16 protein-coding genes and 1 pseudogene are annotated in these 18,554 nt (G+C 47.2%); 4 read left to right on the top strand and 13 right to left on the bottom strand.

The genetic code is table 11. The features are described from left to right. Positions 1-178, top strand: a 178-nt coding sequence (locus BGE37_RS18185) for a tail fiber assembly protein (RefSeq protein WP_198598469.1), incomplete at its 5' end; no start/stop codon positions are given. Positions 179-297: 119 nt separating this feature from the next. Here BGE37_RS18185 and BGE37_RS18190 read toward each other — a convergent pair. From BGE37_RS18190 to BGE37_RS18215, 5 genes are all read right to left on the bottom strand, one after another. Next, positions 298-1,188 carry a manganese catalase family protein gene (locus tag BGE37_RS18190; RefSeq protein ID WP_000488336.1) on the bottom strand — a complete coding sequence of 297 codons (891 nt, stop codon included), beginning with the start codon at positions 1,186-1,188 and terminating at the stop codon, positions 298-300. An 18-nt stretch (positions 1,189-1,206) separates the two neighbouring features. Next, on the bottom strand, positions 1,207-1,713 hold the full coding sequence (locus BGE37_RS18195; RefSeq protein ID WP_001079482.1) for a ferritin-like domain-containing protein: 507 nt from the start codon (positions 1,711-1,713) through the stop codon (positions 1,207-1,209). A gap of 36 nt (positions 1,714-1,749) precedes the next feature. Next, positions 1,750-2,250: a YciE/YciF ferroxidase family protein gene (locus tag BGE37_RS18200; protein ID WP_001166090.1), complete on the bottom strand. Its 501-nt coding sequence runs from the start codon at positions 2,248-2,250 to the stop codon at positions 1,750-1,752. A gap of 78 nt (positions 2,251-2,328) precedes the next feature. Beyond that, on the bottom strand, positions 2,329-2,511 hold the full coding sequence (locus BGE37_RS18205; RefSeq protein ID WP_000134810.1) for a general stress protein: 183 nt from the start codon (positions 2,509-2,511) through the stop codon (positions 2,329-2,331). A gap of 496 nt (positions 2,512-3,007) precedes the next feature. After that, positions 3,008-3,676, bottom strand: coding sequence for a class I SAM-dependent methyltransferase (locus BGE37_RS18215; RefSeq protein ID WP_000239881.1), 669 nt, complete (start codon positions 3,674-3,676; stop codon positions 3,008-3,010). 149 nt (positions 3,677-3,825) lie between these two features. Between BGE37_RS18215 and BGE37_RS25655 the strand changes: the two are divergent. Then, a pseudogene (locus BGE37_RS25655) lies at positions 3,826-4,038 on the top strand (tail fiber assembly protein); the annotation flags it as partial. A gap of 183 nt (positions 4,039-4,221) precedes the next feature. Here the strand turns inward: BGE37_RS25655 and BGE37_RS18225 are convergent. The 8 genes from BGE37_RS18225 to cusR form a co-directional block, all read right to left on the bottom strand. Continuing rightward, complete coding sequence (locus tag BGE37_RS18225; protein WP_001226375.1) at positions 4,222-5,706, bottom strand: alpha/beta hydrolase; 1,485 nt, start codon at positions 5,704-5,706, stop codon at positions 4,222-4,224. A 186-nt stretch (positions 5,707-5,892) separates the two neighbouring features. Next, a complete protein-coding gene (ompT, locus tag BGE37_RS18230; RefSeq protein ID WP_001201825.1) occupies positions 5,893-6,846 on the bottom strand; it encodes an omptin family outer membrane protease OmpT in 954 nt (317 codons plus the stop codon). Positions 6,847-7,358: 512 nt separating this feature from the next. Further along, positions 7,359-8,120, bottom strand: coding sequence for a DNA-binding transcriptional regulator EnvY (envY, locus tag BGE37_RS18245; protein WP_001177464.1), 762 nt, complete (start codon positions 8,118-8,120; stop codon positions 7,359-7,361). 182 nt (positions 8,121-8,302) lie between these two features. Continuing rightward, a complete protein-coding gene (locus tag BGE37_RS18255) occupies positions 8,303-9,193 on the bottom strand; it encodes a DUF4434 family protein (protein WP_001224581.1) in 891 nt (296 codons plus the stop codon). After that, positions 9,194-12,166 carry a bacteriophage adsorption protein NfrA gene (nfrA, locus tag BGE37_RS18260; protein WP_105288295.1) on the bottom strand — a complete coding sequence of 991 codons (2,973 nt, stop codon included), beginning with the start codon at positions 12,164-12,166 and terminating at the stop codon, positions 9,194-9,196. It lies immediately after the preceding gene. Further along, entirely contained in the window at positions 12,153-14,390 is a 2,238-nt protein-coding gene (gene nfrB, locus BGE37_RS18265) for a cyclic di-3',5'-guanylate-activated glycosyltransferase NfrB (protein WP_105288296.1), read from the bottom strand. Before nfrB ends, nfrA begins: the two co-directional genes overlap by 14 nt. Positions 14,391-14,539: 149 nt before the next feature. Continuing rightward, a complete protein-coding gene (gene cusS / locus BGE37_RS18270) occupies positions 14,540-15,982 on the bottom strand; it encodes a Cu(+)/Ag(+) sensor histidine kinase CusS (RefSeq protein WP_105288297.1) in 1,443 nt (480 codons plus the stop codon). Further along, positions 15,972-16,655, bottom strand: coding sequence for a copper response regulator transcription factor CusR (gene cusR, locus BGE37_RS18275; RefSeq protein WP_000770953.1), 684 nt, complete (start codon positions 16,653-16,655; stop codon positions 15,972-15,974). Before cusR ends, cusS begins: the two co-directional genes overlap by 11 nt. Positions 16,656-16,811: 156 nt before the next feature. On the opposite strand from cusR, the gene cusC reads away from it, so the two are divergent. Together cusC and cusF are read left to right on the top strand one after the other, a co-directional pair. Beyond that, complete coding sequence (gene cusC / locus BGE37_RS18285) at positions 16,812-18,194, top strand: Cu(+)/Ag(+) efflux RND transporter outer membrane channel CusC (RefSeq protein WP_105288298.1); 1,383 nt, start codon at positions 16,812-16,814, stop codon at positions 18,192-18,194. Between the two features lie 23 nt (positions 18,195-18,217). After that, on the top strand, positions 18,218-18,550 hold the full coding sequence (cusF, locus tag BGE37_RS18290; protein ID WP_105288299.1) for a Cu(+)/Ag(+) efflux RND transporter periplasmic metallochaperone CusF: 333 nt from the start codon (positions 18,218-18,220) through the stop codon (positions 18,548-18,550). Positions 18,551-18,554 lie beyond the last annotated feature (4 nt).

Raw genomic sequence — 18,554 nt, forward strand, 5'->3', positions numbered from 1 at the left:
CCTGATGCAGGTAGCCAGTGAGCATATTGCGCCGCTTCAGGATGCTGCAGATCTGGAAATTGCAACGGAGGAAGAAACCTCATTGCTGGAAGCCTGGAAAAAGTATCGGGTGTTGCTGAACCGTGTTGATACATCAACTGCACCTGATATTGAGTGGCCTGTAATACCTGAAGTTTAAAATAAAAGCCCGCTTAAAATATCGCGGGCTTCGAAATATAAATGTATTTTCAGAGGCTAGAGCTTAGGATATCTCAGCGGCAATTAACTTATGAGGGATAGCTAAATACCAGAAGATAATTAGTTTTTACTATTTATCTTTGTTTGTGGTTCTCCTTCAGCAAGCTCAGCGCCAGTGACAGGATTGATGTCTTCATGGGATTTCAACCTTGTTGCCATAGCTTTTATCATAGCTTCTTGCTTGGTCGAAAGATTTATCGAGGCCTTCCCATCCCCACCGTCAACCGCTGGAACTGGATCGGAAACATAGTCAAAGTTTTCATCACTGTTCCAACTACCTCTGACGTCTTCACCTTCTGACATGTTGTAATATACGTTTTTGTATTTCTCAATTGGTGGTAATTTTCCTGGTGGAAAGGTGTTACGAATTGAATGTAATGCTTTTTCAAATGAAAGCATGTGTGCTGCTTCCCTGGTCATTAAAAATGCCAGAGTGTCTTTTACTCCAGGATCATCAGTAACATTAATGAGACGTTCGTAAATGATCTTTGCCCGAGCTTCAGCTGCAATATTTGAACGAAGATCGGCCGTGACTTCGCCAATAGTATCAACATAAGCTGCAGTCCAGGGTACTCCAGCTGAATTAGTTAATGCTGGGCCTCCTCCGTAGAGGAGAGAAGTTATATGGCTGTCATTGCCATTTTGAGTTAAGGAACGGTAAAGCTCAGCTTCATTCTCAGTTCCTTCAGCAAGTGCTCCTTTTGCACCTTTGTTGAGCATACCAACAAGAGAACCAATAATTTCGAGATGACTTAGTTCTTCTGTTGCTATGTCCATCAGCATATCCCTTCGGCCTGCATCTTCATCACTTAAGCCTTGAGTGAAGTATCGGCATGCTGCTGCAAGCTCACCCTGTGGCCCGCCGAATTGTTCTAAAAGTAGATTAGCTAAGCCTGGGTTTGGCTCACTTACACGTACTGTATATTGAAGTTTTTTCACGTGTCTAAACATAATGCCTCCTCAAAAGAATTATTTTTTGGCTTCAACTCCATCAATTTCAGATCTGACCATGAATTGCTCAGTGGTGTCAGGAATATGGTTAAGAAGCCATTCAGCCATTTGTTTTTCTTCATTAAGAATTGCTTCAATAATGGGTACTGAAGCTGTATCACCCGCATTTTTGGCTGCTGCGAGAAGAGATGTGTAACACGCAATTTCAAATTGTTCGAACACATAGCCACTGATCGAACCTTTGACAATTTCATCAGATGGAAAAATTCCACCAATGGATTGCCCAAACGCGGCCATTTTACTCATAGAGTCTTTAATGACAGAGCGCGAAATATTATTACGATCAAGTATGCTTTCAAGCTGTGAAAGCTGGTTCTTTGTTTCGCTAATGTGCTGCTCAATTCTGGAACGTAACTCTGGATAGTTTTCTATCCGGCTGGCCATAGACTCAAGCATTTTTTCAGCTTGTTTCTCCATCGCATGTGCATCACGAAGCCAGTCATGGTAATGTTCAATTCTATTCATAATCTGTTTATCCTAAAAGAAATTGAAGTCTATAGTTCAGGAGTTATCCTGAGCTTTTTTATTAACGTTATTAAATGCCAGATCTGTTAATTTGACATCAGTAGCTTTTTCCTCTTCCAGTGTTTCTTTCAGGAGTTTAGCCGCTTTTTTATATCCTAATTGCTCAGCGAGTGTTACCAAAGTGCCATAACTGGCAATTTCATAGTGCTCTACTTTTTGTGCTGCAGCAATCAATGCTGCATCACGTACTTCATTTTTATCAGTGCTTTCAATTACCTCATTCGCCTCTTCGATAAGTCCTTCCATTGCGGCACACTTAATTCTTTTCAATTTAAGACCATCTTCAGAATCAACAACCTGATCGATGCGTTCAATTTGACCATGTGTCTCATCAAGATGTGACTGAAAAGCAGCGGTTAATTTATCACTGTATGCAGAGCGACTAAGTTTAGACAGTGCCTTTGTTAGTTGTTTCTCAGCGCTGTATGTATCCGATAATAAGTGGATGAAGATATCTTCAACAGATTTAATTTGCATAATCACTCCAGAGTTTTCACTGCGAGCCCGTAGGCTCGCAGTTAGCTTCAGTTATTCACGAATGTAGGGGATGATAGATTAAGAGTCAGATTTACGGCCGCCACCATGGCTATTCTGACCACCTTTTTTCCCTGCTTCTGATGCTCTTTGCGGATCGTTTTTAAAATTACCGCCACTATGTTGGCCGCCTTTACGACCAGCGTCAGAAGCTTTTTGTCGATCTTCAGCGAAATTACCTGCACCGCCACGATGTTCGGTCATATCATTTCTCCTCTGATTTTCAAATTGTAAATAACATGTGCCTTGTCAGCACCCAATTAACTCTAGTAACAAATAAGAAAGTGTCAAATAAGAGATTGGTATGCGCATCTTAATGTGAGAAATAGAAATTGTAAAAATGTGTACTCAGTGAGTATAATCTATTGATATCTTGGTGATTAACGGAAAGTTTAGGTTGTAACTCAAAAGATTAATAAATCTAAATTTACATTTATATCTTTTGATGTGTATGGCGTTGTTTTTCTCAATCAGAACATTCTAAAAAATAATTTAATTACACGGCGGTAGTTGTTAATGTTTTTACGACTCTTCCTAATGAAGTCTGTTATCTTGGATAAATAGAGAAATTTTATCTTAAGGACTAATTACAAAAACATCTATATAGCCACAGGAATCATTATTGTACTTAACTACAATATTTGAGAGTAAAAATTAAACCGCAGACACGGCGTATGCAAGAACGTGCTGCGGTTGGATGCTATTTTTTCCCTGAAGCGGAAAACATTACTACAGTACCTTGAACCTTGGTTTTAACATTCTCGAAATGCTCTGAGAGTATATGTGTTAAGCCTTCTTCGGAATCTTTTGTGTTTGAAAAGATGCCTTTCTGATTGTAAATGCGCATCAGTTTTTGACCGAAGCTATTGTGCACAACTCCATCGCCAAGAATTGTGGCTCCGTATAGAGTTCCATCGTCAGTTAAGGCCTGCGCCGCATTGCGTATTACACAGCTTTTTGTAGATATATTTCCAGGCAGGCAGTGAAGAAGGTAAAACATGGAAATGGAATCAAATTGACCATGTAACGCCGCGGGATAAGGTTCAAAAACATCATGGCTAATTTTATGTTTAATTTTTGATTCCCCAGCCCTTGTAGATGCCGCGTTCAGGCTAGCTTCGTTCAAATCCATTAAAGATATCAGACTACTCTCAGGTACGTGAGTAAGGTAAAACCCAGTTCCAACACCAATATCCAGATGGTTGTTACCTAAATGTTCCAGAAAGTGTGGAAGAAGGTGTTCCTTTGTAGGACATCCCCATGCAAGACGATTTGATACTCCCAAAACCCACCAGTCATAAAGCTTTAGGGTAAGTGGTGTGTAAATTTTAGCCCCATCATCTGTGTTTTTTTTCATTAATTTCACCATGTTATAGTTTTATTTGTGAATTAAATCAATTATGGCGATGAATTACAAGGGGTTAAATGCTGCCGCAGCATAGCGATATTGAAATAGCCTGGTATGCTTCGATACAGCAGGAGCCGAATGGCTGGAAGACCGTCACTACACAGTTCTACATCCAGGAATTCAGTGAGTATATTGCGCCACTGCAGGATGCTGTAGATCTGGAAATCGCAACGGAGGAAGAAAGATCGTTGCTGGAGGCATGGAATAAATATCGGGTATTGTTGAATCGAGTTGATACATCAGTAGCTCTGGGTATGAAGCTGTTTGTAACTCATGTTACAGTAACAGTCATTACTATCTCGAAGGTGCAAAATGTATATTGATTTGATATTTTATAAATTTACTTCGAATCTGGCACGTCAACTTTTGATTAAAGTAATATCAGTTTTCGGCGAAAAAAGGACCGTGTACATGAGACGATTTCATACAATAATAACAAAAATATGAATATGCTCCCAATGCAATATATGTTTTGCATTGGGAGCAAATAGCGGAATATTTTGAAATTATTGTATTTCTGCTTCAGAATTTCCTGGGCAGTATATATTTTCTATTTTTTGTGGAGTGATCAGGTGATGTACAACTGCTTTATCTACACATAAATTAACTCCGGTGAGAGCTAATGTATGCCCATCACCATTTATTGTTAGTAACGGGCTGGAAAATTTCTCTGCCATCTTACGGGCATTAATCCAGGGCGTTGTTGGGTCGTATTTGTGTGCTACAAACAGTAAACCAGAGGGCAGAACAGTATTTTTCAGGCGAGTTTTGTTCAGGTCGCTATGTATTGGCCATAATTCACAAAAATCAGGTGAATCGGAACGTCCATTGTCAAAGTTAATAGCCGGGAAGGCATTCGCAAGAGCGTCTTTTCGGGATTTTCGCTCTTCTGGTGTTAATTGCTCATCCCCCTGATCTACACAGAGGATTACCCCCGAAGCATCGCTTGACTCTTCTGAGGCTATCGGAGCACTGAGCGCAGTTTCAATTTCATTACTGACAATCCCCTGAGAGAACTGGCGTATGGCAGTTGCAAGGGTTGGCCATGATGAACGCCATAGCAGAAGGTCTGTTGTTAATGATATGAGTTCATCTGAAGATATATTTTCTCCCTTACTGTCTAATAAAGGTTTGTGATGTAATTTTGATAATAGCTCATGGAACTGAGTTATTGCCTTATCTCTGTCTGAAGAAAGCGGGCAACTTTTTGTACGCGCACACCAGGATGCAAAGCGATCAAACGTTTCCTGATAACTCTGTGCCTGTTTGAGTTGCCATGTGAAGTTGTCCTCCAGGTCATCGATATCGACGACTCCATCAAGAACGATAGATCTTACGTTGTAGGGAAAACGTTCTGCATATAAGGCTGCAATTTGAGTTCCATACGAATACGCCACGGCTGTCAGTTGTTTATCCCCCAAGGCTTGCCTAATACGATCAATATCGTATACAGCCTCGTTAGAGCCGATATGGCGAATGACTTCGGCTCCGGTATTATGGATACAGGCATTAATTTTATTTAATACTTGTTGCTTTTCGGTTATGTTTTCCTGAGTCTCTGTATCTGATTGCCGGCAGTTTATTGTCGGAGTGGACTGTCCGACGCCTCGAGGATCAAATCCAATAATATCCCATGACTCACGAAGATTTGTGACTGGCCAGTCAAAGTTAATATAAGGATTTATGCCTGGTAACCCGGGACCACCACTTATTATCAGGATACTTCCTTTATGCTTGCTTTTTGCCGGCAATTTTGTCAACGCTAGTTTGACTTGTGATTTTTTTTCATAAGAAGCATCTCCGCCTGTGTCTGTATATTTTAATGGAACAGACAAATAACCACATAGTAAGTCAGGAGACGGTTTTTCCTCACCAAACCAGTGGTTGAATTGACTGGCCATACAGGATTGCCACTGTATCTGCTGGGCAGATACGGTTACTGGTAGAAGTAACGTTAAAACAACTTTGAAATGAGTAATTATTTTTCGCATTGTGTCTCTGAATATCGGAATAAAGATAAGATTTGAATATATTGAGGTCTTGTGTTGCGGTAAGAGATTACACGTTATGACATAGGTTAAATGCTTACAAAATTAGTGGATATTGCCTACTTGTAACTGTAAACAAATTCCCCGGGGTTATACAATACCACCGGGGAGAAAATCTGGTTAACTTCGTTAAAAGGTGTACTTAAGACCAGCAGTAGTGATGAAGTTATAGTTTTCTATGCCTGCACCATTTTTGCTGTAGTCTGAAGTGTTATCATTGTGATCATAAAGTGAAGTATTACCTTTTTTATTCGTAACCCGATTCCATGCGCCTTCAACATAAACCTTTGCGTTAGGTGTTACGTAATAACCTGCATTGACTGCAACAGAATAGTAATTTTGGTCTTTGACTTTACTGCGATAAGTGATTCTTTTTCCTGGGTCATAGTGCTCATCGTTATCAGATGCTTCCACCCAGCCGCTGTATTTAAATGTGCCACCTAGCTCAAAATCTTCATAACGATAACTTCCAGTCAAGCCAATGTAGGGCATTTTAAAACGTTGTTTGTAGCCGATTGCTCTTTCTCCATTCGGGAAGGAGCCGATATCATCTCTGAATCCCTCCTCAGAACTGTAGATATAGGAACCACCTCTGGCTGTAAAGCTATAACGGCTTTCCTGATATCCGGCCATGAGTCCCAGGCGGTAATTGGGTTCGTTGAGGAGCCAGCCTTTGATATTCAGATCAAATTCGTTGGCATAATTGAGTTGTGTATCAGGGTGCCTACTTTCATCTGTCCAGGTTCCGGGGTTACTGGAATCCATCCAGTCCTGATCGACCATATTGCCACCTCGGCTGCCGAGAGTAGTCCAGCCCGCAGCCCCAATAGATATCTGGGGCATCAAATCCCAATTAATTGCACCTTTAATAATTGCAGCGTTATTGAATTTCCAGTCGAGTTGACTGACTTTTCGGCCTCCTTCTTCAGCTAGATAAACGCGCTCTTTTGTTTTTCCGCTCAGAGTTCCAAGACTAATGTCCGCATTTATGTTGTCAGGAGTAAACGATATAGTCTCGGTAGAAGCAAAAGAGCTGATCGCAATAGGGGTTGTCAGAACTATTCCCAGAAGTTTCGCCCGCATAAAAGTTCTCCATTCAATCGTTTTAATGATTGAATATGTATTTTTTATATCTAACTTAATGAGTCAATCACATATTGCTCCACTGTTTATATTTTGTTTAGTATTGAATGATTATCACAATGCGCTATCTGTTTTTGGTTTAATTATCTGTTATTGTTTTATGTTGTGGTTTTACTGTGTGGTTTTTTATGCTTTTGTGGTGTTTTTATCTATTTAAGCGCCATGCCTTTAAAGGCATATAAGCGAAAATAGCATGAGGTTTATCCTCAATTGCTATGTTTTTTAGTACAAAAAAGAGGGACAAAACTGAGACACATAAGGCCTCACAATGGCTTGCAAGGCTTTACATGTTTTGAGGTAGTGGGACGTGTGAGCGCAGAGATGGCGCGGTAATTTGTTGACTTAAAATGTCGTTCTAGGAACTTCTAAGTCGTGGGCCGCAGGTTCGAATCCTGCAGGGCGCGCCATTTCTTCTTCATTTATGCCAGTCTTATCTGTTTCCGCTTTGCCCTTCACCACATCACTTTTTGTCGCTGTTTGGCGAGATAATTCAACGGTGTCAGGCCGTAAAACGCCTTAAAAACAGAGATAAAGTACGACGTGCTGCTATACCCACACAATTGTGCCACCTGAGTGATATTTTTGTTATCCATCAATAACATCTGTACGGCGTAACGCATACGACACTCTGTGACAATCTGGCTATAGCTGGTATTTTCGTTTTTTAATTTCTTTTTGAGCAGGCTGGGGCTTAAACAGAGCGAACTGGCGACAATTCGCAGATTCCAGTAATGCTGAATATCGCTTTGAATAATGCGGCAGACGCTGTCGCGGACGCTGCTGCGTAAGATATACATCAGTAGGGCAATAAACCGCGATTGCTCAAGAAAGTTAGACAATACGGTAAAAAGCAATGCGCGCGTCAACTCCGCTTCGCAGGGTTTGCTGGGTTGCTGCTTGCTGTGGTTGGCGGCTAGCCGGAACACTTCCGGTGTACGGCTATGACAAGCGATAACCGGGGTAGCCAGCCGCGACCAGGGCTTTACACAGGTTAAGTTCTTATTTAAAAACAACAGATAATCGTTGATGATGTTACGGTTGATGTGGGTGATTAATACGTGATTTAACGTTGAGAGTTCAATGACGTTATTGTTGCACGCGAAGGCGGCCAGGTAATTTTTCGGAAGGGTAAACGTGGCATGGTTATTGACGCTTACCTCTACCTCTTTTTCGGTCAGGATCACCACGCAAGGTTCACTGCTGCTCAATTGCATTTCGCACTCCTCAGATATCAGAAACTCCGCTCAAAGGATCTATGCTTCCTGCATGAGTGATCGGCCCGTTCGCCGATAACGATCTTCTTTCTTTAGCACGCTTTTTAGCAATTAATCTTGATGGAATTCTGACGAGAGCGAAAGAGGTAAGCCAGGTCGTACCCGACTTACCTGGAGGAGATTTAATACTCGAGAATGCCGTGCGCGACGGGCAAATAGCGCAGAGAGAAATAGAGCGTGTCTTTACCACAAGAGGAACGTTTCGCTAACAGCGAGGCGATCTCTGCATCCGGTTTCGGTTTCGCTGTAAAGGTTTTGCCTTTGCCGGCGACAAACAGTTCATAAACAATGCCGCTTGCTGGGGCGGAGCTTTGGCAATCGGCGCTGGCCTGTAGATAACGTTCACGCTGTTCAGCAGTAAGTTTATCCACGCCGCTGCCATCCTGTACCCAGACATTAACGCCGGTTGCTTTAACGTGTTCCAGCAGTTGGCGATAGCCATCGGGCGACATGTTTCCGGCGAAAAAACTACTGATATAAACCGGTTTTGCTGAAACATCGCTAATCAACCGCTGCGCGTTGTTTAACCATGTCAGCAAAGGCTGACGGGCGGCTTCGCTGCGCCAGTTCAGGTCGTCAATTTCCGCGCTGATGTACCAGCCATCCGGCGTTACGCCAGGTACGGCGCTCCATAATCTGGCTTGCTGGAGATCGGCAGCCAGCAGGCGATTAAGATAGCTTTCCAGCGCCGCGGATGACTGTTTCTGGTGCATAAAAAATTCCGGATCGGCATTCAGCCCGACAATCAGCTTCAGGCCAGCCTGTTGCGCAGCTGCGGCACGCTTAAACAATAACGCGCGCTGTTCTGGCTGGGTGAATGCATCGCCGTAACGGGTCCATTGCAAAACCAGGGTATCGAAGCCTTGCAAACGTAACTGACTCATCAGCCCCTGCCACTGGGTATCGGTAACCTGACTATCACGGTTTTGTGGTTGCCAGATAATACCTTTCATCGCAAAGGAAAAAGGGCTGACCAAAAGCAGTGTCAGCAATACGAAAATGAACTTACGCATTTACCAGTGCACTCCAATGGTGAGAAACGCGTTGTTGCGCTCTCCGTTACGTTGATTAATCGCCTTAAAGGTATGTTGATATTCGACGCCGAGACTGACTTTGTGCGGCCAGGCGTCGTAGTGCGTCTCGCCGGTCCAGATATTCCAGCGGACCCCGACACCGCCAAGCTGCGCGCCCTGAGTGCCTTTATCACGATAACCGTTGTCCTGAACGTGAGCGTAAGGCTCAATAGTCTGTCCGTTCGCCACCTTCTGATGCCAGCTTAAGCGATAATCTGCCGTCCACGCCTGAATATCCTGGCGGACATATTGCGCCGCATCGAGGTACAGGTTTTGGGCAAACCAGCCTGAACCGTTCGGGTGCCATTCGTCGCTGTATTTGCCGCCATTAAAGAATGAGGCGCTGGCGCGCAGCATGGTATCGGATGCGCCGTTTTGTCCGTTCAGCGGCAATTGCTGTTCGACGGCGAGGAAAAAGATCTGATCGCGCAGCGGCTTCCAGCGCAGACCGGTGCCGGACATCGGATTTTTCACCGGCATCATCACCCCGTTTTCTCCGGTATCGGCAAATACACGGCTGTAAACCGAGAGCAGGTCGCCTTCCAGCAGCATATTGCGTCCGATGCGGTACTCGGCTTCCAGTTGCCCGTAGCTACGATAGCTTTTCCCTGGCGCTGCGCCGCCAACATTATTGTTAGCGGTACTCATTGCGCCGGAACGCAAGCCGATAGAAGAATCGAAACTGAACGTCCAGCGGCGACCGACCTCCTCATGCAGACGGCGGAAATTGAAGCGTTGCTGATTTTGCTCTGGGGTCAGTGGGGTTATCAGCGCCTGATTATCAATGTCATCAATCACCAGACGGGCGTAGTGCTGCGTCGCAGGCATATCATCCAGACGCTGGTTCACGTAGGCCAGTTGTCGGATAAGTGCCGGATCGTCCGGTAGCCCTTTATGCGCCTGTTCGAGCATTTCCCGCGACTGTGCGATATCACCGCTATCCCACAAGGCGTAACCGAGCGCTGCCTGGGTGTTGCTATTATTCGGTTCCAGTTCCAGAGCGGCGCGCAAATCACTCACCGCCGCCGGGACATTATGACGTTGGCGATAAATTGTCGCCCGCGCAACGTAAGCGTTGGCAGAAGGCGCAATATTGATTGAGCGCGTGAGATCGTTCAGTGCGAGTTCCGGCTGACCAGGAATGTAACGTTGCGCATGCAGCCACCAGTAGAGGGCATTGTTTCCCAGCCCACGTTGTTCTGCCTGCTGAAGCCAGCGATCGCGAGCCGCACCATTTCCTGCCGCCTGGGCGGTATTGGCAGCAGCAAGCAGATCCTCATTGCTCATGTCGTGAAGACTGATTTTCTGCCAGGCCGCCAGTGCGGTGGCGTAATCCTCAACCTGATACGCCTGATAGGCTACCGCACGATGTTGCCAGGCGTTCGGTTGCCGTTGTTCGGCCTGAAGCCATGCATACAACGCCACACCGGGTAGCGTGTCCCGATAACACTTTGCCAGACGGTTCCAGGCGGCGGCATCGTAGGAAGGCGACATATCGCCCAGCAAGCGAACGATTGCTGGGCAATTATCTGCAATACCCGGCAACTGACTTTGCCACTGACGTTGCTCCGCCAGCGGTAAGGGTTTCGATAAAATCGCCACCTTCGCCGGAGTTGCCAGGTAAGGATGACTTTCCAGCAGAGACGCTAGTCGCGTCATTAAAGTCTGGCTGACGCGCGCATCGCCCTGGAAGGGATAGCGTTGCAGCAACAAATCGGCAGCTTCGCGTGACTGCTCGTTCTGCATCAGTTGCCAGGTCAGTTGATCCAGGCGGGTAAGATTTGTCGGTTCTTGCTGATACAGCAATCGTGCCAGACGCAGAGCTTCAGCCTTGTTATGAGTCGCCACGCTGACGGTATAACGCTCCTCAAGCATTTCATTGGCGGGGAGGGTGGCGAGCAGTTTTTGCGCTGCGTCGTACTGACCTTCTTTTAACAGCACCGGTAGCGTCGCGCCAACAACATACTGGCGGTTATCGGCAAACTGTACCGTATAATTCGCCAACGCCTGAACGGGGTTGGCGCTGTATTTAGATAACAGATAGAGCCAACTTTTCTCTTGTGCGTCCGTGGTAAACAGCGGCTTATTTTCAATGAGATAATGCTGGAGGCGTGCTTTCTCGCCACGATAAGCCAGCGCGGTCGCGTAAGTAATATATGACTGCGGATCGGTGAAGATCCCCTGTGATTGCAGCGCCAGGATCCGATCATCCAGCTGCCCGGCAAGAAGCACGTCAAACCACTGACGGCGTTCTGCCGCGCTTAATGTGTTCTGCTGGCGTGCTTCATTGTATAGCGTATCTGCCTGGGACCATTGTTTCAGGTAGATTGCGCGTTGCAGCAGATCGGTTCGCAGCGTTTTTCCTTCCGGCGATGCAGCAAACGTCGCATCGTTCAGTTGCGCTCTGGCGACAGGTAATTGTGCCAGCCGCAGGGCATTCTGCCCGACTTCACTGCGACAACGCAGGGTCGGCGCAGCGTCGCACGCTTTTTGCTGGGCAAGCAGTTCTTCAACAGTCGTAACGCTTTTCACTTCAACTGGAATAGCCGCCAGACTGCGCTCAAGTCGGGCATCTCCTGGGTGACGTTTCAGTTGATCCTCAAGCAACAGCCGCGCCCGGTCATCATGACCAAAATGGCGATAGGCTTCCGCAAGGTATAAAGTCAGCGGAATATTATCCGGCACCTGCTGGTGTATATATTCAAATTCGCGGATGGCGGTTGCTTCGTCGTTATTTTTCTGTGCCTTCAGCGCCTTATCGAGACGGGGATAAATAACAAAATGGCGATAATCGCTCAGCCCCAGCTCTTCTGCGCTGGTGCCGATATTGTCTGCGAGTGCGCTGGTACTCAATAAAGACGTCAGCAGTAAACCAGACCATCCGATGACGCGATTAAGGTTATTCTCCTTCATTTTCGGACTCCAGTTGCGCAACCTGTTCTGTGTTTAAACCTGCTTTGAGTAATAGTGATTGCATCGAAACTTGTAATTCGCGCTGAATTGTCAGGACGCGATCCAACGTTTCCTGGCTGATAACGCCTTCGGTGACCAAAAACTTGCCGAGCGGCAGAGAACTGCGTTCATGGCGCAATAACAACACGTTAATTGCTGAACGATTAATATGACCGAGCGTGGTCAGTATTTCGGCGAACAGGAACTGATGCGGCACATATTGCCGCCAGATTTCACCGGCCTGTTGTTCCGTGAGCCACTGATGCTGAACCGCATTGTACAACATTGCCCGTGGATCGTGACCGCGTCGACGTGCATACCAGTGACGTAATCCGGTGACAATTTGTCCTCGCAGAACAATGACGTAACGCACTTTGCGTCCAACTTTACGCGTCAGGGCTGCCAGCGAAACCGGGTCAATACCATCTTCACTGCCGACAATTAACTCATCATTTTCCAGACGCAGCGGTAGCACCGCATAATGCAGCGCCACGGAGGCCGGCATCGCGGCAATCAGCGAAGAAGGGATCTGCCAGGCATCGATGGACTCCCACGCCACGCCGTTTTGCTCTGCCAGTGCCTGTGCCAGCTGTTCGGCGCTAATCAGCCCCTGCATCAGCATTGAACCGCCCAGGCGTAGACCTTCGACACGATTACGCAGTGCCGTATCGAGTTGTTCTTCAGTGATGACCTGATTTTCCAGCAGAATTTGACCTAACGGGCGCAACGAGCGGGTATCGCCAGTGACGCTGGGGAAGTCATGCGTTGTTTTATCCCACGCGACGCGACGTGGATCGCCGTGTTGAAGCACCTGTTTTAACGCGCGCCAGTTGGCCATGAAGTTAATCAGGTTGCCCCAGAAAAGACGCAGGACAGATAGCAGCCCCTGCGTCAGACCGTAGTAGCCAGTGACAAAAATCACCCGCTGCACGATGCGGTTAACCATCAAACCAAAGTTTAGCCACAGCAGGGTCATTAACCATGTGCTGCCGCTGAAAATAGAAAGGAAATGCCAGGCATCGGGCCACAAACTTTCATACGCCAGTAACAGCAAAAGCTGGATCATCACCAGCATCGCGAGGAAGCTGACAAAGTTACTGATTGCCCCTTTGCGGTCGCGCCAGAGAAAGTAGTTGAGTGTCAGGCTGGAGGTCCATTTATGGGTTTTAAAGCCCTGGAAAACAATGCCGATGATCCAGCGAGACTTTTGTCGAACCGCCGTCGAAAAGGTATCGGGGAAATATTCGCGCACGCAGATCATGTTTGACGTCCGCGCGTGCTGTAAAAATTTACGCTGCTCGCGTTCTTTGGCTTCGTCCACCACCGGAAAACGGACAAAAATTTCCGTCATACCTTTTTCTTTCAGGCGGAAACCAATGTCGTAATCTTCAGTAAGACTCTGCACGTCGAAAGCAATACCGTCACCGTCAGCTAACAGTGCGGTCACGGCGCGGCGGCTGAAACAAGTACCGACGCCTGCGCTGGGCACCTGTCCGGCGAGGGCTTCACGCACCGGAACATCTTTGCCATGCAGTTCTGAAAACTCATCAATGTAAGTCATGCTGGTGAAGTGCGTCCATTCGCGTTCGAATGGGTATACCGGGATCTGAATCAGATCTTTACGCTCGACCAGATAGTTGAACAGACGCAATTCCATCGGTGAAATTACGTCTTCGGCGTCATGCAGAATAAAACCAGCAAAAGCGAAATTGGCGCTACGCTCAAACTGGGTGATGGCGTCCAGCACGTTGTTCAGGCAGTCGGCTTTGCTGGTGGGGCCAGGACGAGCGCAGACTACCTTATGCACGTTTGGGAAGCGAGCGCACACTTCGTCAACATCACGCTGAGTATCGGGGTCGTTGGGGTAGGTGCCAACAAAGATATGATAGTTTTCATAGTCGAGCGTGGTCGCCGCCAGCTCGGCCATATTGCCGATGACGCCCGTTTCATTCCACGCCGGAACCATAATCGCTAACGGTTTTTCATCTGGTTTATACAGTTCGCGGTAACTCATTCGCGGGTAGCGGCGATAAACACTCAACTTGCGTTTAATGCGGCGTACCCAGTAGACGACATCAATAAAAAAATCGTCCAGCCCGCTGATGAACATGATGACCGCTAACGTTATCGCGATTACTTTTAAGCCATATAGCCAGGTTGCAAAAACATCAAGAAGCCAGTCCACACAAAAACCTTACATTAACGCTGGTTATGTTTAGGGTGGCGTATATTAAAGTTTTTTATGAATTGTGACAGCTTTTTATCATTAATAGGTAGGATTATTGCGGCACGTTATTTTTACACTGGTTATAAAAGTTGCCGATTGCTGAAGGATTAAGCGGGTAATATGATAACAAACCTTGTTCCCCGCGCATCTGACGTTACCGCAACCGTGCCTTTATGCGCGACAACAATCGATTTCACTATCGCCAGCCCAATACCGCTACCTTCACCTTTTCGCTGGCGGGAAGGATCAACGCGGTAGAAACGGTCAAACAAACGCGGTAAATGCTCGGGCGCAATGGGCGTACCGGGGTTTTCGACGGTAACTTGCACCTGGTGATCGACCGTCTGGCAGCGCACTACAATTGCCTCTCCGGGCGGCGTATAACGCAGGGCGTTAGAAAGCAGGTTGCTTAACGCCCGACGCAACATCAGCGGATCGCCCGCAACCTGACACTCGTCACCAACAAACCGCAACTCCACGCCGCGATCTTCCGCTAACGCCTCGAAAAAATCGAACACTTTGCCGACTTCATCCGCCAGGTTGAGCATTTTCTTTTCGGGGATTAACTGGTTGTTATCGGCCTGAGCGAGAAACAGCATATCGCTGACCATTTTCGCCATTCGCGTCAGCTCTTCGAGATTAGAGTAGAGCACATCTTCCAGCTCCTTCTGGCTGCGCGACTGGCTGAGGGCGATTTCCGTTTGCGTTATAAGATTCGTAATCGGCGTGCGAATTTCGTGGGCGATATCCGCTGAGAAATTGGACTGGCGGGTAAAGACATCCTCGATACGCTCGATCATATGGTTGAACGACAGCACCAGTTGTTCGAGTTCAATGGGCACGGTCTGTGGATCGAGGCGAACGTCGAGATCTTTCGAGGTAATGTTCTGGATTTGACGGCTGACGCTGCGAATTGGCGCGTGGCCTTTATGTACCGCCAGCAGCACGATAAAGACGATCAGGATGCTGATGATCGATGCGGTCATAATAAGTTTATTCATCAAATCATTAATGTAATGAAGATGAAAATCGATAGACAGCGCGATGTAGAGCGTATAAATCGGTTTGCCGTCCACCAACGGGCCAACCGGCAAGTTAATCATCCGCCAGTTGCTGTGTTCCATATGCCCGTGACCGTGGCCTGGCATCATCATTGTCGGGCCGGAAAGGAGATACACCTCGCCGCTCCGAGCGTCTTTATCGGGTATGGCATCACGTGCAAACTCGCGGATATCCGGCGCACCGGGGGAGTGATACACCGTTTTACCGTGGCTATCTGCCAGAGAAATCAACACGTTGGAATAACCACTGACGATATCTTCCAGCGTCATTAAGCGTCGGGCTTGTGTCTCTTCGGGATGATTAAGAACGCGCTTGAATGTGGCGCTAATCTCTTTTAAATCATTAATATCCTGCTCGGCAAAATGCACTTTTACCGAGTGGATCATGATCCAGGCAAAGACGAAAAACGCTGCAATGGTGGCAAGGCTGATAAAAAAGGTCAGGCGGGTTGCCAGCGAAAACGGGCGCTGAAACGGCTTACTGGCCATCCGGCACCTCAAGCATGTAACCTACGCCGCGTACGGTCTGAATTAACTTTGGCTCGAAATCATTGTCGATTTTGCCGCGTAGCCGCTTCACCGCCACATCAATAGCGTTAGTGTCGCTGTCGAAATTCATGTCCCACACCTGCGAGGCGATAAGCGAGCGGGGCAGCACTTCACCCTGATGGCGGAGGAAAAACTCCAGCAGAGTAAATTCTTTACTGGTCAAAGTGATGCGCGTGCCGCTGCGGGTGACTTTGCGGCTGACCAGATCAACCATTAAATCGGCAACCTGAAACTGACTTTCGATAATTACCGCCGCCCCGCGCCGCAGTAGAGTGCGCACCCGTGCCAGCAGTTCAGCAAAAGCGAACGGCTTCACCAGATAGTCATCCGCTCCCAGCTCCAGCCCCTTGACGCGATGTTCAATGGTGCCAAGCGCGGTAAGCAACAGAATCGGCATCCCTTTATTGGCGGAACGCAACATGCGCACAATATCCCAGCCGTTCACGTCCGGCAGCATAATATCGAGGATTATCAGGTCATAATCACCTGTCATCGCCAGATGATATCCATTCAGCCCGTTATCGGCCAAATCAACCACAAAACCGGCCTCGGTTAACCCTTTGGTTAAGTATTCGCCGGTTTTCTTTTCATCTTCGACAATCAACAGTTTCATATTTCCTCCGCATGTTGCCCGGGCAATTCTAGAGTAGCGGGATCAGATGGCAATCGCTTATTGGCAAAATGACAATTTTGTCATTTTCCTGTCACCGGAAAATCAGAGCCTGGCGTGTAAAGTTGGCGGCATAAAATCACCAGAAATTATGTGCCTATGTCTCCTTGTAAACTTCTGCCATTTTGTGTGGCCCTTGCGCTAACCGGTTGTTCACTGGCACCGGATTATCAGCGTCCGGCAATGCCCGTGCCGCAGCAGTTCTCACTCAGCCAGAACGGCCTGGTTAACGCGGTAGATAACTACCAGAACGCGGGCTGGCGCACCTTTTTTGTTGATAATCAGGTGAAGACGCTGATTAGCGAGGCGCTGGTGAATAACCGGGATTTGCGCATGGCGACGCTGAAAGTGCAGGAAGCGCGGGCGCAATATCGTCTGACCGATGCCGACCGCTACCCACAGCTCAATGGCGAGGGTAGCGGCAGCTGGAGCGGCAATCTTAAAGGGAATACCGCCACGACGCGGGAGTTCTCGACTGGCCTTAACGCCAGCTTTGATCTCGATTTTTTCGGTCGCTTAAAGAATATGAGCGAAGCCGAGCGACAAAATTATTTAGCTACTGAGGAAGCTCAGCGCGCGGTGCATATTCTGCTGGTTTCTAATGTCGCGCAAAGCTATTTCAATCAGCAACTGGCTTATGCGCAATTACAAATAGCCGAAGAAACGCTGCGTAATTATCAGCAGTCATATGCGTTTGTTGAAAAACAACTGTTGACCGGTAGCAGCAATGTTCTGGCGCTGGAACAGGCTCGCGGGGTGATAGAAAGTACCCGCAGTGATATCGCTAAACGTCAGGGGGAACTGGCGCAGGCGAATAATGCATTGCAACTGTTATTGGGAAACTACGGCAAACTGCCGCAAGCGCAGACAGTAAACAGCGACAGCCTGCAAAGCGTTAAATTACCGGCGGGCTTGTCTTCGCAAATCTTGTTGCAGCGCCCGGATATTATGGAAGCTGAACACGCGTTAATGGCGGCTAATGCCAATATTGGTGCTGCGCGTGCGGCATTTTTCCCGTCTATAAGCCTGACCAGTGGAATATCAACCGCCAGCAGCGATCTGTCATCATTATTTAACGCCAGCAGCGGGATGTGGAATTTTATTCCCAAAATTGAGATCCCCATTTTTAATGCCGGACGCAACCAGGCCAATCTGGATATCGCCGAAATTCGCCAGCAGCAGTCGGTGGTGAATTATGAACAGAAAATCCAGAACGCCTTTAAAGAAGTGGCAGATGCGCTTGCATTACGTCAAAGCCTGAACGATCAAATCAGCGCCCAGCAGCGTTATCTGGCGTCGCTGCAAATTACTTTGCAACGGGCGCGGGCATTATATCAGCACGGCGCGGTAAGTTATCTGGAAGTGCTGGATGCCGAGCGTTCCTTATTTGCAACCCGACAAACTTTACTCGACCTGAATTATGCCCGTCAGGTTAACGAAGTTTCCTTATATACCGCCCTGGGTGGCGGTTGGCAGCAATAAATTTTAACTCCAGGAGAGAATAAATGAAAAAAGCACTGCAAGTCGTAATGTTCAGTCTGTTTACCGTTATTGGCTTTAATGCCCAGGCTAACGAACATCATCATGAAACCATGAACGAAGCACAACCGCAGGTCATTAGTGCCACCGGTGTGGTAAAAAGTATTGATCTGGAAAGCAAAAAAATCACCATCCACCACGATCCGATTGCCGCCGTGAACTGGCCGGAGATGACCATGCGCTTTACCATCACCCCGCAGACGAAAATGAGTGAAATTAAAACTGGCGACAAAGTAGCGTTTAATTTTGTCCAGCAGGGCAACCTTTCTTTATTACAGGATATTAAAGTCAGCCAGTAACCCA

The sequence above is a fragment of the Escherichia sp. MOD1-EC6300 genome (genome assembly GCF_002965045.1).
Taxonomy (GTDB): domain Bacteria; phylum Pseudomonadota; class Gammaproteobacteria; order Enterobacterales; family Enterobacteriaceae; genus Escherichia; species Escherichia coli_F.

Coding starts and splice junctions, on each gene's coding strand:
- BGE37_RS18190 (WP_000488336.1), bottom strand. CDS start 1,188: ATGTTTAGACACGTGAAAAAACTTCAATATACAGTACGTGTAAGTGAG.
- BGE37_RS18195 (WP_001079482.1), bottom strand. CDS start 1,713: ATGAATAGAATTGAACATTACCATGACTGGCTTCGTGATGCACATGCG.
- BGE37_RS18200 (WP_001166090.1), bottom strand. CDS start 2,250: ATGCAAATTAAATCTGTTGAAGATATCTTCATCCACTTATTATCGGAT.
- BGE37_RS18205 (WP_000134810.1), bottom strand. CDS start 2,511: ATGACCGAACATCGTGGCGGTGCAGGTAATTTCGCTGAAGATCGACAA.
- BGE37_RS18215 (WP_000239881.1), bottom strand. CDS start 3,676: ATGGTGAAATTAATGAAAAAAAACACAGATGATGGGGCTAAAATTTAC.
- BGE37_RS18225 (WP_001226375.1), bottom strand. CDS start 5,706: ATGCGAAAAATAATTACTCATTTCAAAGTTGTTTTAACGTTACTTCTA.
- ompT (WP_001201825.1), bottom strand. CDS start 6,846: ATGCGGGCGAAACTTCTGGGAATAGTTCTGACAACCCCTATTGCGATC.
- envY (WP_001177464.1), bottom strand. CDS start 8,120: ATGCAATTGAGCAGCAGTGAACCTTGCGTGGTGATCCTGACCGAAAAA.
- BGE37_RS18255 (WP_001224581.1), bottom strand. CDS start 9,193: ATGCGTAAGTTCATTTTCGTATTGCTGACACTGCTTTTGGTCAGCCCT.
- nfrA (WP_105288295.1), bottom strand. CDS start 12,166: ATGAAGGAGAATAACCTTAATCGCGTCATCGGATGGTCTGGTTTACTG.
- cusS (WP_105288297.1), bottom strand. CDS start 15,982: ATGGCCAGTAAGCCGTTTCAGCGCCCGTTTTCGCTGGCAACCCGCCTG.
- cusR (WP_000770953.1), bottom strand. CDS start 16,655: ATGAAACTGTTGATTGTCGAAGATGAAAAGAAAACCGGCGAATACTTA.
- cusC (WP_105288298.1), top strand. CDS start 16,812: ATGTCTCCTTGTAAACTTCTGCCATTTTGTGTGGCCCTTGCGCTAACC.
- cusF (WP_105288299.1), top strand. CDS start 18,218: ATGAAAAAAGCACTGCAAGTCGTAATGTTCAGTCTGTTTACCGTTATT.